The organism is Peptoniphilus sp. HMSC075B08 (genome assembly GCF_001815405.1).
Lineage (GTDB): Bacteria > Bacillota > Clostridia > Tissierellales > Peptoniphilaceae > Peptoniphilus_A > Peptoniphilus_A harei.
Map to the genome: position 1 here is coordinate 182785 of NZ_KV820458.1, position 26960 is coordinate 209744.

The following is a 26960-nucleotide window of genomic DNA, read 5'->3' on the forward strand; positions in this document are numbered from 1 at the left end:
TCTCAATCTTTTAAAAGAATCTTAGATGAAATAATTGTTGCAATTATTCCAAACACTGTAAGACCACTAGTTAATATAAACGCTTTTCCTGGTCCATTTGTTAATATGATATTTAAAATTATCGGCATTATAGCAAATGTAACAGCTGATATTATTGAGAAGGAAATTGAATAATTTCCAAGAGCAGTACTTTCTGAATCAGGATCACAAATTTTTAGAAGTAAAAGTCCAGTTAAAAACACACCAGAGCTCATTCCTAAAGTGGCAATCATATGCTCAAACCAATCTACTTTTAAATATCTCTTACATAAGAATAAAAGTATTGCAACCGTTCCAATAAATCCTAATATTACCATTACCATTATAGGAACAAAGTAAGTAAATACAGTTTTTAAAGGAAGTGATGCAACAGCACCGATTACAGCAAACTCTGTAAGTGATCCTGTGATTTTTCCCTTCACATTAGAGTCTATCAAGAAATCTAACTTTAATTTCCTGATTATTCCCCATATAGCAAACATTACAATGATTCCATATGCCCAAACAGAAATAGATTTAAGTCCTGGAATATTATATTTTTTAGAAATAGCAAGTATTCCATAGGCAATTAAACAGCCCAAAAATATTATTGCAGAATGGAAAGTTACAGTATCCATTGATGCAGATTTTGTTGTTTCTCTACCAAGAGAACCTTGTTTACTTATATCTCTTTGATATCCAATCTTAACATCTTGAGGGATATCCCCTGGTTCTTTAAGAACTGAAGTTTCGCCTTTTCTTGCAGCCCAGTTAATGAGAACCATACCTATTAGGATTCCTCCAACTAGACCAAATGTAGCCATAGTTACTGCAACACCTTGCGCTGTTTCCCAATATGGAATATTAAGTTCACTTAGCATATTTCCAAGTATACCCGCAGTACCATGTCCTCCAGTATACCCTATACAAAGTTCCCAACCGAAAGTATCATACAAATCTTGACCCATTGATCTAAATAACTCGTTTGTACCAAAACCAATAGCATTTTGAAGATAATAAGCTGCGAACATAATAAAAAATAGTGGAACTGCTGGTTTAAATTTATTCATTCCATTTTTTCCACCTAAATCAAGTCCAAGCGGAGTAGCTGTAACCACTGGTACAATTAAAATACCAGGTATTAACGACCAAATTTTAATCCATTCTTCTGGAATCGGAAGGACTCCAAATCCTATAGGTCCAAGTAATAATAGAATAAAACCTCCAATTACACTAGCTGGTATAAAAGTTTCTTGAAAAGCTTTAATTTTTGCTCTCATGAAAAATCCTATTAGTAAAAATAGTGCTAAAAAGCAAACACTTTGAAATAAAGTAGTTAGCATTGCGCCTGTCATATAATCATCTCTCTTTCTTAATTATTTTATAAATCTCGATTTAATAATAACCCAATTTTAGTTCTTTAGAGATCATTTCTAACATCTTTACTCCAGCTACTGAATTTCCTGAACTATCCAGACCTGGACAGAATGTACATAGACCAATATCTTTATTAGTAGTGGCCATTATACCTCCACCAACACCGCTTTTAGCTGGAATACCAATATTAATTGCAAAATCTCCCGAATAGTCATAAGTACCGCAAATTGACATAAGAGTCCTTAAAATTCTAGCATGTTCTTCGTCTATTACTCTTTTACCATCTATTCCTATTCCATTCCTAGAAATAATAGACGCTAAAATAGCTAAATCTTTTGTGTTAACCATGAGGCAACATGCTAAATTGTAAATATAAAGAACGTCCTCTATCTTTGTTTCTTTATCAATACTGCCATGCTTTTTTAATATATAAGTGAGAGCTAAATTATTATCTCCACCTTTACCGGCTATTTTAAATAACTCTCTAGCATAATCAATATCTTCATTATCTGTTAAAATTTTTGCCTTTTCAAAAAGAACATCTATTGATTTTTCTTTAAATTTTTTGAAAATTAAATAAGAAGACATTATTGCCCCTGAATTTATAAAAGGATTTACTGGCTTTCCGTTTTCCATTTCCAAGTCTAAAATTGAATCATAGGGTTTTGAAGAACCTTTAAATCCAATATATTTTTTTATTTCTTCTATTTCATAATTTTCAAGCACGATTTCGAAAAGTATTACTTTTACAATGGACATTATTGCAAATTTTTCTCGAGATTTTCCTGCTTCATAAACAGTTCCATCTTTATCAATAAGACACACTCCTAAAGCAGTCTTATCTGCATCTTTTAAAATTGGAATGTAGTCTACCAACTTTCCTTCATCGACAAAACCTTTTCCATATTCTATTACTGAATTTAAAAAACTATCCATATCATTCTTCCTTTTTTTCTAGCTTCACAATTCCTGACTTATAAAAAAAGTAAGAAATTAAAAGTGTTATAACTAACATTATCAACATTGCATAGCCTTCTTTTCCTGCTATAGGCATTACTAAAAAATTAAAAGCATAAACTATTACTAGAGCAACAATTGCTATCAGTGGTCTTCTTGGTGCCTTGTATTTTGAACCCGCACTTGTCGAAATAAAAGCAGAAATTCCCATTGATCCATAAAGTGCTGGAAGAATATAATTTGTTGCAGTTGCAACTGTTTCTGTTTGAAGGATTGGTTTAAGTGGCGTAAGTAGAACTACTCCAATAAGTATAGTAATCATAGAAACCATCCCTGAGACTGTTACTGCAATCATACCCATAACGTCTGCTTCTTCTGTACCAGGAGTGGCATCTACAGTTTCAATTGCTGAAAGGTAGCAAGGGAATTTAATATTCATTACATTTCCTAAAATTGAATTAAGATAACATGTCGTACCACCGATAGGTATCATTGTAAGTTGTTCTGCAAGTGCTGTTGGTACGAATAACGCAAGTAATGGTCCTGCCACTGACCCAATAAGTGACCACTCAGGCCACATTCCATAAATTGTACACATTATAGCTGGTATACCAAGCATTAGTGTCATTGCAATTAAGGTTGCAATAATTCCGTATCTGTAAGTATTTCTCATATAATTTGACATTTGCATAATTAACCTCCTATTCCCATATTAGTAAAAATAACCGCTGCTGCCATTGCACCAACTAGGGCAAAAGACATTGTAAAATCATTTAACCATGTTATCTTATACTTACTTGCAAGTTTTTGACAAATTAATGTTATTAGCATACTAACTATTATTGTAAGTAAGTGAATAATCGACTTAACAGATTGAACTGGAACGAATACAGACATCATACCAATTACAAGAACTGATAGAGCAAGGTCAACAAAAGGTGTGTCTTTTTCTCCAGCTTTCAAAACTCCTGTATGTACTCTTTTAAGAGCTAAAATGTTGAAAACCATTCCAGCCATAATAGAAATACTCATTACAAACATAATTGCTCCGATTACACTTGATGTACCATTTGCTAGAAAGTCGTCAAATCCAGTGAAACCTGCTCCTTTTACAGAGAGGTCTGCTGCCATTAATTCATAAGGTAGAGAACCTACTACCGAAAGTCTAAACCATGGCCAAGGAACTCCAAGAATTGGTGCAAGAGTAATAAGTCCAATAATAACAGAAATTGAAGGTACTATTGAAAAAATTACTGAAGACCTAATTACAGAATTAATCTTGTCCTGCGTAATGTTCAACTCTTTTGCTCTTTTAATTGCCCTTTTGCAAAAAAAGATACACATGCCAAAGATTATGGCTAACGATACTCCAACTAAAAGATAAAGTGGTTTTGAATTTAAAATACTTAATAAATCCATAAACTCATCTCCTTTCAAAAAATTTCGAATCTATTAAATCCTTTAAACAAAGACTCAATGTTCGATATATTTATTATAACTAAAATTTAATTTAAATTAAACTGCGATTTAGTAAAATAACATAATAACTTGTTAATTCTTCGTTTTATTCAATTTTTGCCTTTTTTATATACAAAATTTCAATATAGCATGATAATTTTTACATCATGTAAAATTTTAAATAACAAAAAAGAACTCCCCTCTTAGGAGTTCCAAATTAAAATTTATAATCTTTAAACTAATTTTTTTATAAAGTCATTTATATTTTTATTTTTTTCTTCTAAATATTTTTCAAGGTCAGATATAATTTCTGCTCCTCCATTGGGATTCATAAAGTTGTAAGTTCCAATTTCAACTGCGGTGGCTCCTGCCATTAAGAACTCTAAGACGTCCCTATAATTTGAAATTCCTCCCATCCCAATAATTGGAATGTTTACATTTTTTGCAACTTGGTGGAGAATCCTAAGAGCAATTGGTTTTACTGCTGAGCCTGATAGACCTGCATAAGTGTTGTCAAAGGGAATTTCTTCTCTGTCTAAGTCAATGGCCATGCCGAGAATTGTATTTATCAGAGAAAGTCCCGTTGCACCTTCAGCTTCTACTGCCTTGGCAATGCCAACAATATCGCCAGCATTAGGAGATAATTTTACAAAAACTTTTTTGTTTGTCACCTTCATGACTTCTCTCACAACTCTTGCGGCAGAATCCTTGTCCATACCAAAGGCCATGCCACCTTCCTTGACATTGGGGCAAGAAATATTTAACTCAATGGCTGCAAAGTCGTAGTCATTTAAAATTTCTGCTGACTCAATGTATTCTTCTATAGTATTGCCACCAAGGTTGACAAAAACTTCTGTCCCAAGTTTATTCATGTCATGGATTTTTGTTTTGACAAATTCTTCAACTCCTGGGTTCTCAAGTCCTATTGAGTTTAAAATTCCTGATGGTGTTTCCCAAATTCTTATTCCATCATTTCCCTTTTTTGGATACCTTGTGATCCCTTTTGAAGAAATTCCTCCAAGAATCTTTGGGTCGTAGAAGTCCTTAAACTCTTCCCCAAATCCATAAGTACCACTTGCCATTATTATTGGATTTTTTAATTTTATCCCTGCTAAATCTATTTCAGTCCTAGAAGTCAATTAAATCACTCCCCTTAAATATTGGTCCTTCCTTGCAAGATCTTCTCCTGCCTCTCTTTGTCTCACAAGAACAAGATAGACAGGCGCCCACGCCACATCCCATTCTCTTTTCTAGTGAAACATAAGTAGTCACGTCATGTTCTTTTGCAAGTTCTACAACTTTTTTCATCATAATTTCTGGTCCACAAGTGTAAATTAAGTCGTGGTTTTCAAAATCAATTATATCTGTTATAAAGCCGCCCTTTTTAATTTTTATGTCGCATTTAATATCCTTAAAGGCATTTTCAAGTTCAAGCTCTTCCCTTTCTCCAATATAGAGGGTGATTTTTGAATTGGGTTTTAGTTTTTGAATCTCTTTAATTAAATAGTGGAATGGAGCTACTCCAACTCCACCACCAACTAGGGCAACTTCGTCTACATTTGCGTAGAAGGCATTGCCAAAGGGACCAAATAATTTAATCTCGTCGCCTTCCTTTAAGCTTTCAAGGATCTTTGTTCCCTCTCCTCTTTTTTCTATTAAGAAGTCAACTCCATCAGTGACGTCATAAACTGAAATTGGTCTTGAAAGAGTTGGGTAAGCTTCCCAGGCCCTTAGCATAAAAAATTGTCCTGGATAAACTTTTACGTCTAAGTCTGTTCTCAGTATGAAGTAATCCTTACATACATCAATATTTTCTATTATCTTTGCCATATCATTCTCCATATGTGGTTACTGTGTCACAATATTCGCACTTATATTCCTTCTTATCCCTATCATATAAGAAAAACTTGTGACCGGGTATTTCTCTTTCAGAATTTGTTATGCATCTTGGGTTCTTGCAAGTCAAGACATCTTCAACAAGTTCTGGCATCTCCATGCGGATTTTTTTGACCCTTTCGCCATCTTCTATAAAGTTAACAGTTGTGTGAGGGGCAATAAGTCCCAAGACTTTGAAGTCCAAGTCGTAATCTGTCTCTATTTTTATTAAGTCCTTCTTGCCCATGGAAGTTGAGAAAATATTTTGCATAAGTACAACTGGATCTGTCACCTTGTCAAGTTCAAGGGCCTTGTAAAGGACGTGGGCCCTGCCTGCTTCTATGTGGTCAAGTACAATTCCTTTTTTTATTTTTGAAACATTTATCATTTTCTAGCCTCCAAAAGTTTCATGATCAGTGCCATCCTACCATACATTCCAAACTTTGTTTGCTCAAAGTAAACTGCACGAGGGTCCTTGTCCACCTCAGGTGCAATTTCATTTACCCTTGGTAGGGGGTGAAGGATAATCATGTCCTCTTTTGCATTTTTTAACTTTTCTTCATTTAAAATATAGTAGTCTTTTAACCTTTCATACTCATCTGAAGAAACAAATCTTTCCTTTTGAACCCTTGACATGTAAAGGACATCTAGGTCGTCAATTACACTTGCAAGATCCCTAGTCACCTCGTAGTTTTCCTTGTCTATAAAATTTTTAAAGGGATCTGGCATCTTGAGTTCCTCAGGTGAAATAAAAATAAATTTCACATTTTCATACCTATTAAGGGCTCTCACAAGAGAGTGAATTGTCCTTCCAAATTTTAAGTCTCCACAAAGTCCCACGGTTAAATTGTCAAAGGATCCTTTGTAGTGCCTAATTGTTATTAGGTCTGCAAGAGTTTGAGTTGGGTGGAAGTGACCACCATCTCCTGCATTTATAATTGGCATGGTCTTCACTACCTTTGATGCCATAAGTGCTGCCCCTTCCTTTGGGTGACGCATAGCACAAATGTCGGCGTAGTTTTCTATAACTCTTATGGTGTCAAGCAGAGTCTCGCCCTTTGTCGATGAGCTTACTCCTGCATCAGAAAATCCTATAACTTGTCCCCCAAGCCTTAGCATGGCAGTCTCAAAGGAAAGTCTCGTCCTGGTAGAAGGCTCAAAAAAAAGACTAGCTAATAACTTATTGTCGCAAACATGAGAATAATCATCTGGCTTTGCAATAATGTCATCAACTAGTCTAAAAATTTCTTCGTATTCTTCAGTTGTAAAATCTAGTGGCTCAATTAAATGTTTCATCCTAACCTCCATCTAATATTTTATCTTATCCATAGTACTTCAAATTTTTATAATTGTAAAGTATAATAGAAAAAATATCTTATACTTTAGAAATTAAAATTTAAGGAGCAATTATGATTTATTTAATACTAGGACATTCTGGTTCAGGCAAGTCAACTATAAGAAATGCCCTGACTTCACACGGAATAAAAAAAATAATAACCTACACGACGAGAGAGCCAAGAATCTCTGAAGTGGACGGCATGGATTATAACTTTATTGACCAAGAACTTTTTAAGAAGATGGATGAGGATAATTTATTTATTGGGACAACTTGCTATGTGGGTAATTACTATTCAACCCTCAAGGAAGATCTTGAAAAAAATAACAACAAGGACAGCGACTGTGTTATTGTCGTTGATAAAGAAGGTGTCCTCGCAATTAAAAAAGAATTTGCAAATGCAAGGTCAATCTACCTAAAATGTTCAAGGGAGACTTTGAGAGACAGGATGATAAAGAGAAATGACCATGCAAATGATATCGAAAAGAGACTTGATGTCTTAGAAGACCTTGATCCCTATGCAGACTACATCATCGATGCTGACAGGGACATAGACTCTGTCTTTGAAGATGTCATTAGCCTAATCAAAAATATTAGAGAGGGAAAATGATTTTCTTTTCCTTGACAATTTAATTTCTAGTGTTATTATAAATTTATAAGTTAATAAAATTCTTCAGGGCGAGGCGCAATTCCTCACCGGCGGTAAAGTCCGCGAGCGAAAGCTGAATTGGTGCAATTCCAATACCGACAGTATAGTCTGGATGAAAGAAGATAATTTTTTTGAATTTTAGAGCCCTGCATGGGCTCTTTTTTTTATAGGTGATTTAATGTATTTAGAAGATTTTAACGATATCTTTTACATGGAACGTGCCCTTGAAATCGCAAGAGAGGGAACTGGCAAGACAAAGACCAACCCCCTTGTTGGCTGTGTAATTGTAAAAGATGACAAGATAATTGGCCAAGGCGCTCACCTAAAGTTTGGTGACAACCATGCAGAAGTAAATGCAATCTTAGATGCCAAATCTCGTGGTGAAGACATAAGAGGTGCAACTTTATATGTAAACCTTGAACCCTGCTCCCATTATGGGAAGACTCCTCCCTGTGCTGAGAGGATTGTAAAGGAAGGAATAAGAAGAGTTGTTATTGGAACAGCCGACCCCTTTGAAAAAGTTTCTGGCAGGGGAATTAAAATTTTAGAAGATGCAGGAATTTCTGTCACAGAAGGTCTTTGCGAAGAAGAATGTTTAAACCTAAACGAGAGATTCTTCACTTACTTGAAAAACAAAAGACCCTTTGTTGTCCTAAAGGCTGGCATGTCTCTCGATGGGAAAATTGCAACAGAGTCAGGCGAGTCTCAATGGATAACTTCAGAATTTTCAAGAGCCCATGGTCACGAACTCAGGGGCCAGCTTGATGCAATTATGGTGGGTCTTGGAACAGTTCTTGCTGATGACCCAAGTCTTAACACCCGACATGGCAAGTATAAAAATAATCCCATAAGGATTGTCACAGATTCAAGCTTGAGGATACCTCTTGATGCCAAGGTCCTAAGAGATGACTTAGAGTCAATCTGTATCATAGCAACAACAGAAGCTTGCGACAAAGAAAAACTGGAAAAATTAAAGACTATGAAAAATGTTGAAGTCATAATTTGTAAGGACAAGAACAAGAGGGTTGACCTTAAAGATTTAATGGAAAAGTTAAAGGACTACGACATCTCCTCCATCTTACTTGAAGGTGGAAGGACTTTAAATGCAGAGATGCTAAAAAATAAATTAGTTGATAAATTTTACTTCTTCATTGCCCCAATCCTACTTGGATCCAAGGGAATCCCTGCTATTGGTGATCTCGAAATTGATGAACTAAAAGATGCAATAAGGATTAAGGACATGAAGTCCGAAAAATTATTTGATGACATACTAGTCACTGGAAGGTGTGATTAAAATTTTCACAGGAATTATAGAAGAAATTGGAAGCCTTAGTGACATTAAAAGAGAAAGTGACCTCTACAGCCTAAGAATTTCTTGCAGCAAAGTTTTAGAGGGAACTAAGAGAGGCGACTCTATTGCAACCAACGGGGTTTGCCTAACTGTCACAGAATTAGGTCAAGACTTTTACAAGGCAGATGTTATGGTTGAGACAATAAATTCTACAACTTTTAAAAATTTAAAAAGAGGAGAAAAACTAAATCTTGAAAGAGCCTTAAGTCCTTCCAAGAGACTTGACGGCCACATAGTCCAAGGTCACGTAGATGGACTTGGCGAGATAATTTCTATCCTCAACCACGGCAATGAAATTGTCTACAGGATAAAGTTTGACTCAGACAATTTTAAGTACATTGCCCCCAAGGGGTCTATTGCCCTTGACGGTATAAGTCTTACTGTCTCAAAGGTTGGAGAAAAATATTTTGAAGTTTCAATTATTCCAACAACTATTAGGGACACCAATTTAATAAATAAAAAAGTTGGAGACGAGATAAATATAGAGACAGATATAATTGGTCGCTATGTCTACAATTTTGTAAATACAAAAACAGAAAGCAAAATTACTAAATCATTTTTACTAGAAAATGGTTTTTAAATCGAGAGGAGATAAAATGAAAGTTAATTCAATTGAAGAAGTTGTTGAAGCTCTTAAAAAGGGCGAAATTGTAATAGTAACTGACGAACCAGATAGAGAAAACGAAGGCGACATGATCCAGGCAGCAGAGTTTGCCACTGGAGAAAGTCTAAACACTATGGCTTCCCTTGCCAAGGGCCTAATCTGTATGCCAATGTCAAAGGAATACGCAGAAAAATTAAAATTAAATCAAATGGTTGCAGACAACACTGACAACCACGAAACTGCCTTTACAGTTTCTGTTGACCACGTGGACACAACTACAGGGATTTCTGCCTGGGAAAGAGCCCTAACTGCCAACAAGCTTGCAGAAGATGACGCAAAGCCAGAGGACTTTAGAAGACCTGGACACATGTTCCCCCTTGTGGCAAAGAAAGATGGAATCTTTGTGAGACGTGGCCACACTGAAGCAACTGTTGATCTTTTGAAAATTGCTGGACTCAAGGAAGTGGGACTTTGCTGTGAAATTATGCAAGACGATGGTCACATGATGCGTGGCGAAGACCTATTTAAACTGGCACAAGAACTTGGCATGAAAATTACAACAACTGAAGAGCTCCTTCTTTATAGGAAGAGACATGAAAAAATCGTAGAAAAAGTTGCAGAAGCAAAACTTCCTACAAAGTTTGGAGACTTTAGGGCCCACGCCTACATCGACAAGGTAACTGGCGAACACCACATCGCCCTTGTTAAGGGAGAAATCGGCGACGGAATGGATGTATTAACGAGAGTTCACTCTGAATGTTTAACTGGCGACTGCTTTGGCTCATCAAGATGTGACTGTGGCAACCAACTCCACCTTGCTATGAATCAAATCGACAAGGAAGGCAGGGGAATCCTCCTCTACATGCGCCAAGAAGGCCGTGGAATTGGACTTGTAAATAAGATTAAGGCCTATGCCCTTCAAGACCAAGGCATGGATACAGTTGAGGCTAACTTGGCTCTAGGTTTCCCAGAAGATGCAAGAGACTATTCAACTGGTGCACAAATCCTTGAAGACATTGGAGTTAAGGAATTAAGACTACTCACAAACAATCCAGACAAGGTTTACTCACTTCAAGAATTTGGCATGAAGATAAAGGAAAGAGTGCCAATAGAAATTCACTCAACAAAACACGACGAGTTTTACTTGAGAACTAAGGCAGAAAAGATGAACCACATCTTATCAGAATTTAAGAAAGAAGATTAATTTAGTTTATAAAATTTTATAAAATTGGAGGAAATATGAAAGTTTACAGTGCAAATTTACAATCACAAGGAAAGAAATACGCAATAGTTTTAGCAAGATTTAACGAGTTTATAGTTTCAAAATTATTAGACGGCTGTCTTGACGGTCTAAAGAGGCATGGAGTTACTGACGATGAAATCGAAGTTATCTGGGTTCCAGGATCTTTTGAAATTCCACTAGCTGCCAAGGCACTTGCTCAAAGCGAAAAGTACGACGCAGTCATTGCCCTAGGTGCAGTTATTAGGGGAGCAACAACTCACTACGAACTTGTATCAGCTGAAGTTGCCAAGGGAATAGCTTCATCTTCACTTGAAACTGGAGTGCCAATTATCTTTGGAGTTATCACAACAGAAAATATTGAACAAGCCATTGAAAGAGCTGGCACAAAGGCTGGCAACAAGGGCTTCGATGCTGCAACAGCTGCTATTGAAATGGCCAACCTACTTGGTGAGATTCGTGGATAAAAAATCTATAAAAGAGGAACTCAAAAATGTAAAAAGCATAATTTTTGACTTTGACGGGGCCCTCCACGACACCATAAAAATTTACTACCCTGCCTTCTCAGAAGGAATTAAGATCTTAAAGGACCATGGCTATGCCAAGGACTTTGAACTTTCTGAAGATAATGTAAAAAGATTTTTGGGCGAGAAACCAAACTTTGCTTACGACCTTTTGGCAAAAGAAGCTGATGAAGACTTTAAGATAAAAGTCATGACCCATGTTGGTCAAAAGATGGACGAAAATATAAGAAATAAGGTTGGAAAGCTCTATGATGGGACAGAAGAAGTCTTGGAGAAGCTTTCAAAGACCTACGACCTCTACATCCTATCCAATTGTCGCGAGTCCTACCTGGACCAAGCTCTTGATATCTATGGCATTAAAAAATATTTCAAAAAATATTACGCAGCAGAAACTTTTGACTTTATTCCTAAAGACGAAATCATAAGGCAGGAGAGAAAAAATCTTAAAGAAGAAATTATCTTTGTTGGCGACAGGCACCACGACATGGATGCAGCCCACAAAAATAATCTTAGGAGCATCTTCTGTACCTATGGCTTCGGACCAGAAGACGAAGGCAAAGATGCAACATATAAAATTGATTCAATAATAGAAATGTTAGAAATCCTATAATTCATTAAAAATTAAATCGTGAAATTTTATTTAGCCGAAAAAATAATTTAAAAATATCTTGTAAGATAAAAAAGATAAGGAAATAAATTCTTTTTTATTAACATTAAATTTTGTAAGATTAAATTCGATACAAATTAAAAAATTTATAAAATTAAAAATATTATTAACCCTAAACAAAAAAGGAGGACTTCATTGTCCTCCAATTTTTTTATTTATTTATTTATGACTTTAAAATATTTTATAAGGTCACAAAATTTTATAAGCTTATAAATTTTAATTTTAAATTAAATCTCTTTAACTTATAAAAATCTAATTATTATTTAAAAGACTCTGCCTTTTCTCTTGAAGCATTCCAAAGCTCGTTGGCCTTCTTATTCCAATTCATAGCATATGATGTAGTCTTTTCTTGTAATTCTTCAGCACTTTCTGGTTCAATCATGTCAGTGTTTCTTGCATCAGAATCATTAACTATCTTAGTAAGTCTTCCAGGATTTTCAAGCATTGGACATGGCTTTAATAAGTTTTTATTAAAAGGTTGATTGTCGTGGAAGCCCATAAATAGAGGACTCATTAGACATTCTTTAATAGTTTTTTCTCTGATGTTTGAGTCAGAATAGTGGATGAAAACACAAGGCTCCATGTCACCTAGAGAGTTAATGTGGAAGTAGTTTTTACCTCCAGCTATACAACCATTGATGAATTCCCCATCATTTTGAAAATCAATTGTAAAAATATTTTGAGGGTATTCAGCTGACCTAATTTCCCTAACCTTGTGGTAGACATATTCTCTTTGGTCTGGGTCAAGAAGAAGACTTGTGTCTGCTCCCTTTCCAACAGGCATGTAGTGGAAGTACCAAGCAAGTCTACATCCATGGTCTACAAGCATTTTTATAAATTCGTCGTCTGTTACATACTCGTAGTTTTTACTTGTGTAACAAATAGAAGCTCCGTAGAGAAGTTTATTTTCCTTCATTAGGTCCATGGCCTTCATAACTTTTTTGAAGACTCCGTCTCCCCTTCTAAAGTCTGTTGATTCTTCTGTACCTTCAATACTTAAGGCAAAGGAAATATTTCCAGCTTCCTTAACTTCCTTACAAAATTCTTCATCAATTAAAGTTCCATTTGTAAAAACGTGGAAGGCAGAATCATTAAATTCTTTTGCAAGCTTTATGACATCATCTTTCCTAACAAGTGGTTCTCCACCAGTTAAGATAAAGAAATAAGTTCCCAGCTCATTTCCTTGTCTTACAATGCTTGCCATTTCTTCATAAGTTAAATTGTTTTTGTGACCATATTCAGCAGCCCAACAGCCAGTACATTTTAAGTTGCAGGCAGAAGTTGGGTCAAATAAAATTGTCCAAGGGATGTTGCAATTATATTCTTTTTGAAGTTTGTTCCTCAAAGAATTTCCCTTATATGCAGCATTGTAACCTACGTTTTTTACAGAGGTCTTTACAATGTTTTCGTCAATTCCATTTACAATGTCGCTACCAAAGGAAACCCACTTTGAATTTTCATCTTTTAATTCATTTCTAACCCTTTCAAGCCCAGCTTTTGCAGAGTTTTCATCTTTTGATGATGGCATCATAAATTGGTCAAAGACATTTACAACTTCTAGCATACCCTTTTGAGGATCCTTCTTTACCCTCTTGTAGGCAAGATTAAGAGCAGATGTAAATATTTTTTCATCTCTTTTGTCCTTTAAATTTTCTCTAAAAGATTTCTTATCACTTTTATTTTCTTCAGGTGGAGTCAATAAGCTTTCATTAGTATTTTCTTTATAATTAACTTTCATAATTAACCTCCTAGATGTTTTTAAGTAAAATATTTCTGAACAACGTTCAATTTATCTATATTTTACTACAAAAGGATATAAATTTAAAGGTCTTTATATTAAGTTATTAGAATTAATTCATTTTTTATTCTAGAATTTTCAATATTTAATTAAAAATGGGTGACATATTATTGCCCATTAAAATAGAATTCATATTAAAATAAATAAAATTAAGATTAAAGAGCTTCCTTCTTGAATTTTAGATTAAAATGTATATCTATATTAAAAATTTCTAAGAAGATAAATTTTTTTTAACTCATTACAAAAAATCCCCATCAAAATTGCTAGGGAAATATAATTAAAATAATTTCAAAAATAATCGATAAATCTAATAAAGGTTTTTGCTAATAATTTTTTCATGCAATCAACCCTACTTATATTTAAAGGGAAATATATTATTAAATTAAGAAAGTTATTAAAGGAACTTACATAAAAGTTTTCATAAAAAAAGAAGGCCTAAGCCTTCTTTAAAATTTAAATTATTAATATTTGTAAAATCCTTCGCCAGTTTTTCTTCCAAGTAGACCTGCCCTAACCATCTTCTTAAGAAGTGTGTGTGGTCTGTACTTTGGATCGCCGAATTCTGTGTAGAGAACTTCCATGATTGCAAGAACAACGTCAAGTCCTACAAGGTCTCCTAGTGCAAGAGGTCCCATTGGGTGGTTTGCACCAAGTTTCATTGCTGTATCAATGTCTTCAACAGATGCAATACCTTCTGCGTAAATACCAATTGCTTCGTTGATCATTGGGATTAAAATCCTATTTACAACGAAACCAGGAGCTTCGTCAACTTCTACTGGAGTCTTGCCAATTTCTTTAGAAAGTTCAATAATCATGTCCTTAACTTTAGGATCAGTTTTCTTTCCAGAGATTACTTCAACAAGTTTCATAGCTGGAACTGGGTTGAAGAAGTGCATACCAATTACTTTTTCAGGTCTTTGTGTAGCTGCACCAATGTCAGTTATTGAAAGAGATGAAGTGTTTGATGCTAGAACAGTTTTTTCATCGCATTTTTCACATAATTCTGTAAAGATAGCTTTTTTGATTTTTGGATTTTCTGTAGCTGCTTCAATAATAAGGTCACAGTCAACTACATCTTCAATATCACTTGAATATTTAAGATTTGCTAGGGCCTTATCCATTTCTTCTTTAGTCATTCTTTCTTTAGAAACATTTTTTTCATAACCCTTAGTTATTTTATTTTTAGCATTTTCTAGTGCTTCTGGTGCAATGTCTCTAACTATTACTTCGTGATGAGTTGCAAGTACTTGAGCAATACCTGCTCCCATAGTACCTGATCCAATTACTGCTATTTTCATTGTTATCTCCCTCTTTTATTCCCCTGTAAATTCTGATTTTCTCTTGTTTAAAAATGCATCCATGCCTTCTTTTTGGTCATTAGTTGCAAAACATAGGCCAAAGTGAGTTTTTTCAATTTGCATAGCTGTATCAATGTCTGTTTGTGATCCATTGATAATTGATTGTTTAGCGTATTCAACAGCCTTAGGAGCGTGAGATGCAATTTTATTTGCCATTTCAAGTGCCTTATCCAAAAGTTCTTCTGGTTCGTAAACATGGTTTACAAGTCCTATTTGGTAGGCCTTGTCAGCACCAATCATTTCAGTTGTATAGATAAGTTCCTTTGCATATCCTGGTCCAACAACTCTTGAAAGTCTTTGAGTTCCACCAAATCCTGGAGTTATTCCTAGACCAACTTCTGGTTGACCAAATTTTGCTTTTGTTGATGAAAGTCTAATGTCGCAAGCAACAGAGATTTCACATCCACCACCAAGGGCGAAACCATTTACTGCTGCAATAACTGGTGCTCTACATTTTTCAATTTCCATGAAAGTATCCATACCAAGTTTTGCAAAGTCATAAGCTTCACTTGCAGTGAAGTTTGCCATTTCTGCAATATCGGCACCAGCAACAAAGGATTTACCTGCTCCTGTTATGATTATACATCTTATATCTTCGTCAACATTTGAGAAGAAATGATGAAGTTCTTTTAACATAGCAGAGTTAAGAGCGTTTAGGCTCTTTTCTCTACTAAGTGTTATAAGAACAACTCCATTAGGTTTTTCTTCTACTATTAAATATTTATAGTCCATTTGGATTAGTCCCTTCCTACGATAAGAGCTGTTCCCATTCCTCCACCGATACAAAGTGTAGCAAGTCCTTTCTTAGAATCTCTCTTCTTCATTTCGAATAATAGAGTTATTAAGATTCTAGCACCACTTGCTCCAATTGGGTGACCTATAGCAATAGCTCCACCGTTTACGTTAACTTTATCTACATCAAAGCCCATTTCTTTGTTAACTGCACATGCTTGAGCAGCGAAAGCTTCGTTAGCTTCAATTAGGTCAAGGTCTTCTGCCTTAAGTCCTGCAATTTCAAGTGCCTTAGTTGATGAAGGGATTGGTCCAGTACCCATAATCTTAGGATCAACACCTGCTGTTGCATAAGAAATAATGTATGCAAGAGGTTCTACTCCAAGTTCTTTTGCCTTTGATTCTTTCATTAGTACAAGCATAGCTGCACCGTCGTTGATTCCAGATGCGTTACCTGCTGTAACTGTACCGCCATCTTTTTTGAAAGCTGGTTTAAGTTTTGCAAGTCCTTCTGCAGTTACTCCTTCTCTAATGTGTTCATCAGTGTCAACTACAGTTACATTGCCTTTTCTATCTTTAACTTCTACAGGAACGATTTCGTCTTTAAATCTTCCTTCTTTTCTTGCTTTTTCTGCATTGTTTTGAGATCTTGCAGCAAGTTCGTCTTGCATTTCTCTAGTAATGCCGTATTTTTCAGCTACATTTTCAGCTGTAATACCCATGTGGTAGTCATTGAATGCGTCCCAAAGACCATCTTTAATCATTGTGTCAACAACTTTTTTGTCGCCCATTCTTGCTCCCCATCTTTCATTCATAAGGGCATATGGTGCCATTGACATTGATTCAGTACCACCTGCTAGCACGATTTCAGCATCTCCAGCTTTGATAACTTGAGCTGCTAAACTTACTGCACGAAGTCCTGATCCACAAACAATGTTAAGTGTAACTGCTGGTGTTTTAATATCAATTCCTGCTCCAAGAACAACTTGTCTTGCAACGTTTTGTCCTTGTGCTGCTTGAAGTACGTTACCAATGTAAGCTTCGTCTACCATATCAGGTTTAACATTCGCTCTCTTAAGTGCTTCTTTTGCAGCAATTGAACCAAGTTCTACTGCAGAAGTGTTTTTGAATTGGCCACCAAAACTACCTACAGCTGTTCTTGCAGCTGATGCTATAACAATTCTATCTTCCATGTTTTCCTCCTTATTACTACCATGTGGCATAAGCCACTGAAATAAATAATTTCTCCCTTTGATTTGTACAAGTTGTGCGAGTGAAAATATTATTTCTCTCTTATTTCAACTTTTGCTGAAAATTATCCTAACTTAAATCTTATGCTAAGTAGATTTAATATCCTAAAATCAAATCATTTCTTCTAGTACATCAACAATTTTTTCTGCAGCGTGACCGTCACCATAAGGATTTACGGCCTTTGCCATTTCATCATATAGGTCTTTATCGTCTAGTAGTGAAACTATAGACTCGTAAACGTCTTGTTCTTTTGTACCAACAAGCTTAGCAGTTTTAGCTTCTACTCCCTCCATTCTTTCTGTCTCATTTCTAAGAACTAGAACGGGTTTCCCTAGAGCAGGTGCTTCTTCTTGAACTCCTCCTGAATCAGTAACGACAAATTTTACCCTTGCCATTAGATTTGAAAAAGGAAGGTAAGAAAGTGGTTCTATTAAGTGAACCCTATCTAAGTCAGCAAAATACTTTTCAGCAGCATCTCTTACTATAGGATTTAAATGTCTTGGGAATACAATTTCAAGATTTTCCCTCTCCAAGACTACACGTCTTATTGCCTTGAAAATATCTTCCATTGGCTTACCCCAATTTTCTCTCCTATGTGCAGTAAGTAACACTACATCTTTATTATAATCCAAATCGTTCAAAATTTCATCGTCAAATACGAAATCTTCTCTAACAGAATACTTTAGGGCATCAATAACAGTATTTCCCGTTATGAAAATATTTTTTTCATCATAACCTTCTTCTATTAAATTTTGCCTGTTGGATTCAGTTGGTGCAAAGTGATAATTGGATATTACTCCAGTTAGTTTTCTATTGGCCTCTTCTGGATAAGGTGAATATAAGTTACCTGACCTTAAACCTGCTTCAACGTGGCCAATTTTTATTTTTTTGTAAAAAGCTGCAAGGGCTGCAGCAAAAACTGTAGTTGTATCTCCTTGGACAAGCAAGATATCTGGTTTTAATTCGTCTAAAATTTCTTCAAGTCCCTTGAGAGTTTTTGTAGTTACATCTGTTAGGGATTGTCCCTTTTTAAAAATATTTAAATCGTAATCTGGTTCTATATCAAAAATTTCTAGCACTTGGTCCAGCATTTCTCTGTGCTGACCTGTGACACAAGTATAGCATTCAAACTTATTTCTCTTTTGAATTTCCTTTATTATTGGTGCCATCTTTATGCCTTCAGGCCTTGTACCAAATACAAATAATACCTTCAATTTATTCCTCCTTGTTTTTTAACATACCTGCTGCCACTCCCGTTGCAATTATTATAAGTAAAACTCCTAACGAAATCACAAGAGCTATGGATGAATGGAATCTTGAAATTAAATTTGCAAGAACTCCAAATATTGCAGATATAGAATAGAGAATTACAACAGTCTGCCTTTGATTTAGTCCCATCTTTAGTAGCCTGTGGTGGAGGTGACCCTTGTCGGCTTCCACCATGGACTTGCCCGATAATTTTCTCCTCACCATGGCAAAGGCTGTGTCAAATACTGGCACTCCTAAGATTAAAACTGGCACAAATATCATTAGTATTGCCGCTTGTTTTAAAAATCCTGAAATACTTATATAGGAAAGCATAAATCCTAGATATAAGGCCCCAGTATCTCCCATAAAGATCTTTGCTGGGTTGAAGTTAAAGGGCAAAAATCCTAGGCACGCTCCTGCTACAAGAGCACAGACCATACTCACCTCGTACCTTCCCATCTTGTATGTTATAAAAAACATGGAGATGGCACATATCATTGAGACACCTGATGCCAGTCCATCTAGTCCATCAATTAAATTTATTGTGTTGGTGATTCCACAAACCCAAAATATTGTTACAGGTATGGACAAGATATTTAAAATAAGTAGAGCATCATGTGAATCAAAGGGGTTTGTGACAAATTCAATCTTCATGCCTCCAAGTATTAATAAGACTCCAGCTAAAATTTGAAAAAGAAATTTTAACTTGGGGCTTAAATCCTCCTTGTCGTCATAAAGTCCTGATAAGGCAATGACAAGAGAAGCTAGAAGAGTCATTATCAAACCTTTATTTATTGGCAGGTAATAAAGCATGAGAATTGTAACAGATATTACCATGGCAATGCCCCCACCTACTGGTATAGGCTCTTTATGGACACGTCTCTCATCCTTTGGCACATCTAAAAAACCCTTCTTTTTAGCAAGCTTTATAGTAAAGGGCATTTGAATAAATGTCAGTGCAAAAGCTGCTAAAAAAGGAATTATATATTTATACATATTTACCTCTTATTTAGTTCCAAATAATCTGTCTCCTGCATCTCCTAGGCCAGGTACAATATATTTGTCTTCGTTTAATTTTTCGTCAAGGGCTGCAAGGTAGATTTCCACGTCAGGATGGGCTTCTTGAACTGCCTTTACTCCTTCAGGTGCTGCCAAGAGATTTATTGCCTTAATGTTTTTTGCACCATTTCTCTTTAGTTCATCAATTGCTTCTATTAGGGATCCACCAGTTGCAAGCATTGGGTCCACAACAAGCATAAGTCTTGATGAAACATCTTTAGGAAGTTTTGAATAATAGGTAACTGGCTTGTGAGTTTCTGGGTCACGATACATTCCAATGTGACCAACTCTTGCTGCAGGAATAATTGTAAGTAGTCCTTCTACCATTCCAAGTCCAGCTCTTAGGATTGGAACTATCCCAACCTTCTTACCAGAAATAACTTTTCCTGTAGTCTTGCAAATAGGAGTTTCTATTTCAATTTCTTCAGTTTCTAAGTCCCTAGTTACTTCATAACCCATAAGTGTTGCTATTTCATTGGCAACTTGTCTAAACTCCATGGAGCTAGTTTCTTTTTTTCTTAAGATTGTCATCTTATGATCAATTAGTGGGTGTTTTATTAAAGTGTATCCCATTTTAGTCCTCCTCGATTTTATTTACTCTATTTATGTGTCTGCCACCTTCAAATTCTTCATCTAAGAAGGCATCTACTATTTCTATTGCCATATCATGGCCTATAAGTCTTGCTCCCATTGCCAAGACATTGGCATCATTGTGGCGTCTTGCAAGCCTTGCTGAGTAAGGTTCAGAGCAAAGTGCTGCCCTAATTCCCTTGACCTTATTTGCTGAGATTGAAATTCCAATTCCAGATCCACAAATTACTATTCCAAAGTCTAGCCCTTCATCTATTACCGCATGACCAACAGCATGCCCATAGTCTGGGTAGTCTACTCTAGAATCATCAAAGGATCCTAAGTCCTTAACTTCAATATTTTTTTCTTCAAGATATTCAATTAGGTCTTTTTTTAAATAAAAACCTGCGTGGTCTGAACCAATTCCTATTTTCATATTTCCTCCTAAATCCTCATGACTACCTTGCCACCGCAAGCCTTCAAGAGTCTATTCATTATGCTAAGTCCCATTCCCCTAAGTTCAAAGCCTTCTGCAAAGATTAGGTCTACATCTTCTTCGTCACATCTTCTCAGTGCATCAAAAAGATTTGTAGCCACTTCTTCTAAGTGGTCTCTTGATCCAAGGTTTATAAGTAATTCTACACCTGTGTTTTCATATTCAGCATAGGTTTCATCTGTTGCAAGGACTGCAATTTTCTTGTCCTTATTTTCTTCTATGTTTTTCTTTATTTCATTTACGACCTTATCAAGCCTTCCACCAAAGCAAGTTGCATCAGCCTTTGGGGCATAGTGCCTGTACTTTTGTCCTGGAGACTTTGGCACTTCGTGAGACTCAGAATCAATTGTTGCTGAATCAATTGTGATTCTTTCATCAACTTCTTGCAGGTCCTCAAGAGTAATCTTGCCTGGCCTTAAAATCATTGGTGGATCAACTGTCACATCTAAGACTGTTGATTCGATTCCAACAACAGAATGACCACCATCTACTATTATGTCAACTCGACCGTCAAGATCTTCTATTACATGTTCTACCTTTGTTGGTGATGGCCTGCCAGATAGGTTTGCTGATGGAGCAGCCACTGGAAAGTCCACTGACTTTAAGATGTCGTGAGCAATCTTGTTATTTGGCTCTCTTATAGCAACTGTGTCAAGACCACCTGTTGCTTCATCAGGCACCCTGTCTGACCTCTTAAAAATTATTGTTAGAGGTCCTGGCCAAAATTTTTTAATACATTTTTTTGCCACTTCAGGAACTTCTACAACTAAATCATCTAGTTGTGAGTTGTCTGCTATGTGGAGTATTAGTGGGTTGTCGCTAGGTCTACCCTTGGCTTCATATATTTTTTTACAAGTCCTCTTGTTAAGTCCATTGCCACCAAGTCCATAAACTGTTTCTGTGGGTAGGACAACGAGGCCTCCATCTCTTAAAGTTTGGCTTATTTTTTTAAGATAAATCTTATCTTTTCCATTTCCTTTAAATCTTATTATGTCTGTTTTCACAAAAAAACACCTCTATCCTTAATATTATACCAAGAATAGAGGTGTTTTTTAATACCTTATAGTTATTTAATTACTTGTGAGGGATAATTTTACCTATTTTTACACTTTCTTTAAATTCATCAGAGATTTTTTTATAAACTTCATCATTTTGTAAAATTTCTATTCCAACTTCAACAATAGCTGCAATAGTTTTTTTCACTTGATCAAAGGCATAGTCTGTCATAGTTGCGTCCCTAAATTCTACTGTGTGAGAAGGAGATCCTTCTTCAATAATTTTAAAGTATCCATGAAGAGTTGGGACTTCGTGAGAAATATCTCCAGCATCAGTTGAACCAGTAAGTAGTTCTATGTCCTTAACCTCTTCATCAAAATAGATTTCCATTTTTTCCTTTAGGACTTCGTTAAAGGCAAGATTTCTAACTGTATTGTCATTTCCCTTTTCGTATTCAGAAATTTTAACTTGGCAACCTGTTGCAAGAGCAGCACCCTTGGCACAAGCTTCTATTTTTTCTAAAAGTTCTAATAAATATTTTTTCTCAGGGCTTCTAGCATAAAATCTTGAATCAGTGTAGTCAGGAATAATGTTGGCAGCCTTGCCCCCATCTTTGATAATCCCATGAATTCTTGATCCATCTTTAGTTTGCTGTCTTAAGGCATTGATGGCTGAAAATAAAACTATTTGGGCATCAAGAGCATTTACACCCTCGTGAGGTGTGTCGGCAGCGTGGGCAGTCTTTCCAAAGAATTCAAAGCGTCTTGTAGCAAGGGCTAGAGAATTTGGAGTAACTGCGTTGATATCACCTGGGTGCATTTCTATTGCCACGTCAACATCCTTTAATTCATCTGATCTTGCAAGTTCAATTTTTGTTCCACCAACTTCTTCTGCAGCAGTTCCAAAGACAATGACCCTTCCACCTATTTCATCAATTAACTTCGATAAGACTATCCCTGCTCCAGTAGCACTTGCTCCAAGGATGTTGTGGCCACAGCCATGACCAATGCCTGGTAGGGCGTCGTATTCCGCTAGGTAGGAAATTGTCCTGCCTTCTTTTTTGGAATCGTAAACTGCCTTAAAGGCCGTTTCGCATCCAAGATAAGGGCATTCAACCTCAAAGCCATGTTTTTCTAATAAATCAATATGGGCCTTTGAAGACTTGTATTCTTCAAATCCAATTTCTGGATTATCATAAATAAACTTTCTTAAAGTATCAAGTTCTCCTGATATTTCTTCAACAATTTTTAAAATATTTTCCATAAGTCACCTACTTGTTAATCCTATAGTATTGATATCTCCTGTAATCATCATAATAAGCCTTGGCATTGCCCTTGACTTCACTTCTTGGGTAAGCCTCACTTCCATCATAGATAAAGTTTCTCGAAATAATTGGAAGTCTCTTCCTAAGTTCTGAATTGTAGATAAAGAAGTTATCCACCTTATTGTAGTCTAACATATCAAGAACCATAGAAGAAAGATAGTTAGCAGAAACTGGTTGGCCATCTTCTACTTCAACCTTCTGCCTATCCATAAGGGCCTTTCCCTTATCATTTGCCACAACTATATAAGGAGTTGAGTAGTATTCTATTTCTTTTTCCAAGTTTTCATTATTAAGATGCTTACCAATTTCATCAAAACCTGACTGATTTGTGCCAAGTCCCGGTAAGTGGTCCCCATAAAATACCATAATAGTTGGTTCGTCAAGTCCTTCCATCATCTCGTAAATATCACCTAGCATTAGGTCCATGGCCTTTACCCCCAAGAAGTAAGAACCAATACTATTTTTCACTTCTTCAGAAAGTTGTGAATCGCAAGAGAAGGGTAAAACTTCTCCATATTTACCAAAATCGTAAGGTCCGTGGTTTTGGATATCAACTGCATAAGAAAAGACTGGATCCTCAGATTCCTTTACTGCCTTTAAAAAGTTTTCTTTATAAATTTCTGTAAACTGCTTTTCATCTAAGTAGCCCCCTTTAATAAGAGGGTCCTTAATATCTTCTACAAACATATTGTCATCAAGTCCAAGCTTTGGATAAACGTCTTGTCTGCCATAGAACCAGGCAAAGCCAGGGTGGAATCCCATAGTCTTGTAGCCTATAGATTTTAAAAGATTTGGAAGGGACCCAACATCCCTTTTAATTGCATTGAAGGCATAATTGTTATCAGGTGCACAGTTAATTGTCATTGCTCCAGTCAAAACATCAAACTCTGTGTCTCCTGTACCCCCAATATAAGCAGGTACTACAATTCTTCCATGCAAAACAGATTCTTTCTGCAAAATTTTAAAATTTTCGTTGGGGTCATCGCCCTCTTCAAATTTAAATTGTGGGTCTTGAGATAAGTCTGTAAAGGCCTCTCCCATTATCCAAATAATATTTGGCCTTTCCATATTTTTTATGGCTGCAATACTTTCGCTATGATCTAGAACGTCTCTTTCTCTTATTTCCTTATCATCATAACCTTCTGGTGGCCTGATAAAAGAATCTTTTATCTTGTGTAAAAAAGAATAGTTAAATCCCTTGCCATTAAATTGGTCAATGGAATTATAAATATTTCCCTCCATTGGAATATTGTTGTAGATAACATCCTTCGAGTATACAAATAAAAGTAATATAGCTGACGAGATTAGGACTACAAGGACAGAAATCAACCTGTCCCTTACTTTAATTTTTTTACTTTTAAATAAAAAAGCCAAGATAATTAAACAAACTATACCAAAAATACTTGCAAGACTTCCCTTTAGGTCTGGATAATAGGAATTTGAGGTCATGTTTAGGGCCTCAACTGCTAACTTAAAGTCCGAAATCTTTAGTGGAAAATTCCTATAAAAAACCTTAGTCCTGTGGACAAGGAAGATTACAATATAGAGAATTGAATTTAAAATCAAGGCTGGCCTTCTCCTTCCAAGTAGACCTTGGAAGAAAATTCCTGTAAGTACAATTGGCAGAATATTTAAAATTATAACAATGGGACCCCTAATTAATTTTCCAGGCAAGCCTCCACCTGGTGCCAAGAAAAACATGGCGAGACAAATCAAAAGTCCAAAGAGTCCTTGGATCAAAAGATCATAGATATTAAAGGACTCAGCCTCTTTAAATTTATTTTTATTAAACACATAATCACCTTCTAATTTTCAATTATATAATATTATTCAATTTTTGGGGACTTTTTGTAAAGTTTATGTAAATATATTTTTTGACTTATTTACCCTATTGTACTTTTAATTTAAGTCAACTTAAGGCAAAATTGCACGAGAAAAAATTTCCCCAATTATTTAGAGTCTTCCAAAGATTATTTATAAAAATTTTTATAAATTATTTTCTTATGAAGCCTGGTCAACTTGCCTATGAAAAAATTTAAATATTAAAAAGCTAAATTTCTAATTCCCTTTTTTAATTCTTAAACTAGATTCTCTAAAGTTTTCTCGATTAATAAAAACTTATTGAAAACTTATTGAAGCTTTCACAGAGAAAATAATTCTAATGGGTTAAATATATTAAAAGCTATTCTATAGCAAAAAAAAGACTGCCGAAGCAGTCTTAATTTTCTCTTTTCAGAGTGAAGATTGGTATAATTTTATTATTAATCTTAGGAGTTATGGGGTTCCCAAAATCAAAGTAATTTTTGTTAAATGACATTAACTATCATTAACTGTTTTTATTATAGTATAGGTTTTGAAATTTGTAAAGGGTTTTTGATAAAATTTATCAAAATTATTTTATGATAATTTATTTAAAATTATTAGCTTTATTCTCCATGACTTTTGAATTTTTGTGACCCTATAATTTCTTGTGACTTATCATTTTTTTAACTTTATTTTTTATAACTTTTAAAATAACTACAAACTCATATATTTTTATAACTCTATAAATTTTATAAAATCACTTTTTCCATGACTTATTAAATTTCTATGGGGTCTCACTTTTTCATACGATAATAAGATTTTATGAAGCATCATTTTTTCGTAAAATCATAAATTTTTATTAAACATCATTTTCTCATAAGCTCATAAAACTTTATTAAGTCCAATTTTTTGTAAGTCCCTATATTTTTATCAATTCTCAATTTTTTTGTAAGACCCTATTTTTTATCAGGTCTCACTTTTGTATAACCCCCTAAATCTTTATAAAGTCACAATATTCTACAACTTTTAATTTTGGGCATAAAAAAATGCACCCAAGGAGGTGGGTGCAAGGGGATTCCGGTAATTGTGATATTAAGGAAAAAAAGCTGGTAAACTATAAGGGATTCTTAATATTTATTTCACAATTAACTTATACTTAGTATATAATAAAAGTACTACAAAATAAATTAATAAAAATTTGTATAAATCACAAAATATATTTGATAGGAGGAAATATGAATTTCGAAAGTATTTACTACTTCACAGAACTTGCCAAGACCTTAAATATGAATGAAACTGGAGAAAAACTTTACATTTCACAACAAACTCTTTCAAATCACATAAAAAGGCTGGAAGAATATTATGGGACAAAATTCTTTTTTAGAAAACCAAGACTGATGCTGACACCTATTGGAGAAGAGTACCTGGCCTATGCAGAGAAACTCCTTACAAGTGAGGCTGATATGATAAACAAGATCAGGGACCTTGAAAGCGAAGATATAGGTAAGCTCATGTTAGGTGCCTCTTCCCCTCGTGCCGATATGTTTATCCCATCTATTATAGAAAAATTTACTGAGGAATTCCCCCAAGTTGGCCTTGTTCTCCACGAAAAGCAATCTCATGAACTTGAAGAGATGTGTCTTGAAAACAAACTAGACCTTGCCATTTCCATTGACGAAAACAATCAAAATGAAAATTTAAAATCTAGTCTTCTTTTAGATGAGAAACTTTATCTCTGTGTTAGTGACAGGCTCCTAAAAAAATATTTTAAAAATCTTGAAGCCTTAAAGGAAAAATCCATAGATAATTTAGATTTAAGGGACTTTGCTGAGGTTCCCTTCCTACTTTACACCCAGGACAATAGGATCAGGAGCCTTATAAATCAAAGTTTCAAGGAAGCTGGCGTAAGGCCAAATGATTATATAGAGACTGGCTATTCTAGGATTGCCCTTTCAATTTGCAACAAGGCAATAGCAGCTGTCTTCATATCTCAGATGAATATCAAGAGGTGGGTGGACGAGTTTGAAGATGACATCAACATCTTCCCCCTATACTCCAAGGGGAAACCTGTAAGCCTTGGAATCTACGCCATAAAAAATAAAAACCGATATATCACTAAGTATGCCAAGAGGTTTGTGGAACTCTTGGAAGAATATTTTAATTCTTTTCACGCAGAAAAATTAGAAAGAATTGCAAAAAAATAAAGCAAGAGTGGCACCATGTGGTGTCACTTTTACTTTATAAAAATTTTTTTTAATTATTTTGAATT

The 26960-nt window shown here is 35.2% G+C and carries 26 protein-coding genes and 1 riboswitch; of the genes, 7 read left to right on the forward strand and 19 right to left on the reverse strand.

What is annotated here, in order from left to right; genetic code table 11:
- Window positions 1–2: 2 nt before the first annotated feature.
- The 8 genes from HMPREF3023_RS07520 to pyrB form a co-directional block, all read right to left on the reverse strand.
- The gene (locus HMPREF3023_RS07520; protein ID WP_070702226.1) at window positions 3–1373 is read right to left on the reverse strand and encodes a sodium/glutamate symporter; all 1371 of its coding nucleotides are present in this window, start codon (window positions 1371–1373) and stop codon (window positions 3–5) included.
- Window positions 1374–1413: 40 nt separating this feature from the next.
- Complete coding sequence (glsA, locus tag HMPREF3023_RS07525; RefSeq protein WP_070702228.1) at window positions 1414–2331, reverse strand: glutaminase A; 918 nt, start codon at window positions 2329–2331, stop codon at window positions 1414–1416.
- Window position 2332: 1 nt separating this feature from the next.
- A complete protein-coding gene (locus HMPREF3023_RS07530) occupies window positions 2333–3043 on the reverse strand; it encodes a hypothetical protein (RefSeq protein ID WP_070702230.1) in 711 nt (236 codons plus the stop codon).
- Between the two features lie 2 nt (window positions 3044–3045).
- Complete coding sequence (locus HMPREF3023_RS07535) at window positions 3046–3771, reverse strand: DUF5058 family protein (protein WP_070702232.1); 726 nt, start codon at window positions 3769–3771, stop codon at window positions 3046–3048.
- A gap of 272 nt (window positions 3772–4043) precedes the next feature.
- Window positions 4044–4949 carry a dihydroorotate dehydrogenase gene (locus tag HMPREF3023_RS07540; RefSeq protein WP_083315538.1) on the reverse strand — a complete coding sequence of 302 codons (906 nt, stop codon included), beginning with the start codon at window positions 4947–4949 and terminating at the stop codon, window positions 4044–4046.
- Window positions 4939–5640 (reverse strand): dihydroorotate dehydrogenase electron transfer subunit, encoded by a 702-nt coding sequence (locus HMPREF3023_RS07545; RefSeq protein ID WP_070702234.1) that lies wholly within the window; start codon window positions 5638–5640, stop codon window positions 4939–4941. The genes HMPREF3023_RS07540 and HMPREF3023_RS07545 overlap by 11 nt, the downstream gene beginning before the upstream one ends.
- Before the next feature lies 1 nt (window position 5641).
- The gene (locus HMPREF3023_RS07550; protein WP_070702235.1) at window positions 5642–6073 is read right to left on the reverse strand and encodes an aspartate carbamoyltransferase regulatory subunit; all 432 of its coding nucleotides are present in this window, start codon (window positions 6071–6073) and stop codon (window positions 5642–5644) included.
- A complete protein-coding gene (gene pyrB / locus HMPREF3023_RS07555; protein WP_070702237.1) occupies window positions 6070–6981 on the reverse strand; it encodes an aspartate carbamoyltransferase in 912 nt (303 codons plus the stop codon). The genes HMPREF3023_RS07550 and pyrB overlap by 4 nt, the downstream gene beginning before the upstream one ends.
- Before the next feature lie 113 nt (window positions 6982–7094).
- Here pyrB and HMPREF3023_RS07560 point away from each other — a divergent pair, with 113 nt between their 5' ends.
- The 6 genes from HMPREF3023_RS07560 (at window position 7095) to HMPREF3023_RS07585 (ending at window position 11999) form a co-directional block, all read left to right on the forward strand.
- Complete coding sequence (locus HMPREF3023_RS07560) at window positions 7095–7631, forward strand: guanylate kinase (RefSeq protein WP_070702239.1); 537 nt, start codon at window positions 7095–7097, stop codon at window positions 7629–7631.
- A gap of 55 nt (window positions 7632–7686) precedes the next feature.
- Window positions 7687–7798: riboswitch (FMN riboswitch) on the forward strand.
- Window positions 7799–7848: 50 nt separating this feature from the next.
- A complete protein-coding gene (gene ribD / locus HMPREF3023_RS07565; RefSeq protein ID WP_070702241.1) occupies window positions 7849–8964 on the forward strand; it encodes a bifunctional diaminohydroxyphosphoribosylaminopyrimidine deaminase/5-amino-6-(5-phosphoribosylamino)uracil reductase RibD in 1116 nt (371 codons plus the stop codon).
- A complete protein-coding gene (gene ribE / locus HMPREF3023_RS07570) occupies window positions 8957–9601 on the forward strand; it encodes a riboflavin synthase (RefSeq protein ID WP_083315539.1) in 645 nt (214 codons plus the stop codon). The genes ribD and ribE (HMPREF3023_RS07570) overlap by 8 nt, the downstream gene beginning before the upstream one ends.
- 16 nt (window positions 9602–9617) lie before the next feature.
- On the forward strand, window positions 9618–10829 hold the full coding sequence (locus tag HMPREF3023_RS07575; RefSeq protein WP_070702242.1) for a bifunctional 3,4-dihydroxy-2-butanone-4-phosphate synthase/GTP cyclohydrolase II: 1212 nt from the start codon (window positions 9618–9620) through the stop codon (window positions 10827–10829).
- A gap of 35 nt (window positions 10830–10864) precedes the next feature.
- Window positions 10865–11332: a 6,7-dimethyl-8-ribityllumazine synthase gene (ribE, locus tag HMPREF3023_RS07580; protein ID WP_070702244.1), complete on the forward strand. Its 468-nt coding sequence runs from the start codon at window positions 10865–10867 to the stop codon at window positions 11330–11332.
- Window positions 11325–11999 (forward strand): HAD family hydrolase, encoded by a 675-nt coding sequence (locus HMPREF3023_RS07585; protein ID WP_070702246.1) that lies wholly within the window; start codon window positions 11325–11327, stop codon window positions 11997–11999. Before ribE (HMPREF3023_RS07580) ends, HMPREF3023_RS07585 begins: the two co-directional genes overlap by 8 nt.
- A gap of 316 nt (window positions 12000–12315) precedes the next feature.
- Here HMPREF3023_RS07585 and HMPREF3023_RS07590 read toward each other — a convergent pair whose 3' ends face one another.
- From HMPREF3023_RS07590 to HMPREF3023_RS07640, 11 genes are all read right to left on the reverse strand, one after another.
- Window positions 12316–13794, reverse strand: coding sequence for a radical SAM/SPASM domain-containing protein (locus tag HMPREF3023_RS07590; protein ID WP_210400920.1), 1479 nt, complete (start codon window positions 13792–13794; stop codon window positions 12316–12318).
- A 521-nt stretch (window positions 13795–14315) separates the two neighbouring features.
- Entirely contained in the window at window positions 14316–15152 is an 837-nt protein-coding gene (locus tag HMPREF3023_RS07595) for a 3-hydroxyacyl-CoA dehydrogenase family protein (RefSeq protein ID WP_070702248.1), read from the reverse strand.
- A 15-nt stretch (window positions 15153–15167) separates the two neighbouring features.
- Window positions 15168–15944 (reverse strand): enoyl-CoA hydratase-related protein, encoded by a 777-nt coding sequence (locus HMPREF3023_RS07600; protein WP_070702250.1) that lies wholly within the window; start codon window positions 15942–15944, stop codon window positions 15168–15170.
- A 5-nt stretch (window positions 15945–15949) separates the two neighbouring features.
- Entirely contained in the window at window positions 15950–17137 is a 1188-nt protein-coding gene (locus HMPREF3023_RS07605; protein ID WP_070702252.1) for an acetyl-CoA C-acetyltransferase, read from the reverse strand.
- Between the two features lie 168 nt (window positions 17138–17305).
- Window positions 17306–18409 (reverse strand): non-hydrolyzing UDP-N-acetylglucosamine 2-epimerase, encoded by a 1104-nt coding sequence (gene wecB, locus HMPREF3023_RS07610; RefSeq protein ID WP_070702254.1) that lies wholly within the window; start codon window positions 18407–18409, stop codon window positions 17306–17308.
- Window position 18410: 1 nt separating this feature from the next.
- Entirely contained in the window at window positions 18411–19439 is a 1029-nt protein-coding gene (locus HMPREF3023_RS07615; protein ID WP_070702256.1) for a glycosyltransferase family 4 protein, read from the reverse strand.
- A 9-nt stretch (window positions 19440–19448) separates the two neighbouring features.
- A complete protein-coding gene (upp, locus tag HMPREF3023_RS07620; RefSeq protein ID WP_070702258.1) occupies window positions 19449–20075 on the reverse strand; it encodes a uracil phosphoribosyltransferase in 627 nt (208 codons plus the stop codon).
- A 1-nt stretch (window position 20076) separates the two neighbouring features.
- Complete coding sequence (rpiB, locus tag HMPREF3023_RS07625; protein ID WP_070702260.1) at window positions 20077–20508, reverse strand: ribose 5-phosphate isomerase B; 432 nt, start codon at window positions 20506–20508, stop codon at window positions 20077–20079.
- 8 nt (window positions 20509–20516) lie between these two features.
- On the reverse strand, window positions 20517–21572 hold the full coding sequence (locus HMPREF3023_RS07630; RefSeq protein ID WP_070702262.1) for an L-threonylcarbamoyladenylate synthase: 1056 nt from the start codon (window positions 21570–21572) through the stop codon (window positions 20517–20519).
- A 70-nt stretch (window positions 21573–21642) separates the two neighbouring features.
- Window positions 21643–22827 (reverse strand): M20 family metallopeptidase, encoded by a 1185-nt coding sequence (locus HMPREF3023_RS07635; protein WP_070702264.1) that lies wholly within the window; start codon window positions 22825–22827, stop codon window positions 21643–21645.
- A gap of 7 nt (window positions 22828–22834) precedes the next feature.
- Entirely contained in the window at window positions 22835–24682 is a 1848-nt protein-coding gene (locus HMPREF3023_RS07640; protein WP_070702266.1) for an LTA synthase family protein, read from the reverse strand.
- 1244 nt (window positions 24683–25926) lie between these two features.
- On the opposite strand from HMPREF3023_RS07640, the gene HMPREF3023_RS07645 reads away from it, so the two are divergent.
- On the forward strand, window positions 25927–26895 hold the full coding sequence (locus HMPREF3023_RS07645; protein ID WP_070702268.1) for a LysR family transcriptional regulator: 969 nt from the start codon (window positions 25927–25929) through the stop codon (window positions 26893–26895).
- Window positions 26896–26960: the final 65 nt, after the last annotated feature.

Bases quoted from the DNA above. Each gene is read 5' to 3' on its own strand.
- HMPREF3023_RS07520 (WP_070702226.1), bottom strand. From the start codon at position 1,373: ATGACAGGCGCAATGCTAACTACTTTATTTCAAAGTGTTTGCTTTTTA.
- glsA (WP_070702228.1), bottom strand. From the start codon at position 2,331: ATGGATAGTTTTTTAAATTCAGTAATAGAATATGGAAAAGGTTTTGTC.
- HMPREF3023_RS07530 (WP_070702230.1), bottom strand. From the start codon at position 3,043: ATGCAAATGTCAAATTATATGAGAAATACTTACAGATACGGAATTATT.
- HMPREF3023_RS07535 (WP_070702232.1), bottom strand. From the start codon at position 3,771: ATGGATTTATTAAGTATTTTAAATTCAAAACCACTTTATCTTTTAGTT.
- HMPREF3023_RS07545 (WP_070702234.1), bottom strand. From the start codon at position 5,640: ATGGCAAAGATAATAGAAAATATTGATGTATGTAAGGATTACTTCATA.
- HMPREF3023_RS07550 (WP_070702235.1), bottom strand. From the start codon at position 6,073: ATGATAAATGTTTCAAAAATAAAAAAAGGAATTGTACTTGACCACATA.
- pyrB (WP_070702237.1), bottom strand. From the start codon at position 6,981: ATGAAACATTTAATTGAGCCACTAGATTTTACAACTGAAGAATACGAA.
- HMPREF3023_RS07560 (WP_070702239.1), top strand. From the start codon at position 7,095: ATGATTTATTTAATACTAGGACATTCTGGTTCAGGCAAGTCAACTATA.
- ribD (WP_070702241.1), top strand. From the start codon at position 7,849: ATGTATTTAGAAGATTTTAACGATATCTTTTACATGGAACGTGCCCTT.
- HMPREF3023_RS07575 (WP_070702242.1), top strand. From the start codon at position 9,618: ATGAAAGTTAATTCAATTGAAGAAGTTGTTGAAGCTCTTAAAAAGGGC.
- ribE (WP_070702244.1), top strand. From the start codon at position 10,865: ATGAAAGTTTACAGTGCAAATTTACAATCACAAGGAAAGAAATACGCA.
- HMPREF3023_RS07590 (WP_210400920.1), bottom strand. From the start codon at position 13,794: ATGAAAGTTAATTATAAAGAAAATACTAATGAAAGCTTATTGACTCCA.
- HMPREF3023_RS07595 (WP_070702248.1), bottom strand. From the start codon at position 15,152: ATGAAAATAGCAGTAATTGGATCAGGTACTATGGGAGCAGGTATTGCT.
- HMPREF3023_RS07600 (WP_070702250.1), bottom strand. From the start codon at position 15,944: ATGGACTATAAATATTTAATAGTAGAAGAAAAACCTAATGGAGTTGTT.
- HMPREF3023_RS07605 (WP_070702252.1), bottom strand. From the start codon at position 17,137: ATGGAAGATAGAATTGTTATAGCATCAGCTGCAAGAACAGCTGTAGGT.
- HMPREF3023_RS07615 (WP_070702256.1), bottom strand. From the start codon at position 19,439: ATGTATAAATATATAATTCCTTTTTTAGCAGCTTTTGCACTGACATTT.
- upp (WP_070702258.1), bottom strand. From the start codon at position 20,075: ATGGGATACACTTTAATAAAACACCCACTAATTGATCATAAGATGACA.
- rpiB (WP_070702260.1), bottom strand. From the start codon at position 20,508: ATGAAAATAGGAATTGGTTCAGACCACGCAGGTTTTTATTTAAAAAAA.
- HMPREF3023_RS07635 (WP_070702264.1), bottom strand. From the start codon at position 22,827: ATGGAAAATATTTTAAAAATTGTTGAAGAAATATCAGGAGAACTTGAT.
- HMPREF3023_RS07645 (WP_070702268.1), top strand. From the start codon at position 25,927: ATGAATTTCGAAAGTATTTACTACTTCACAGAACTTGCCAAGACCTTA.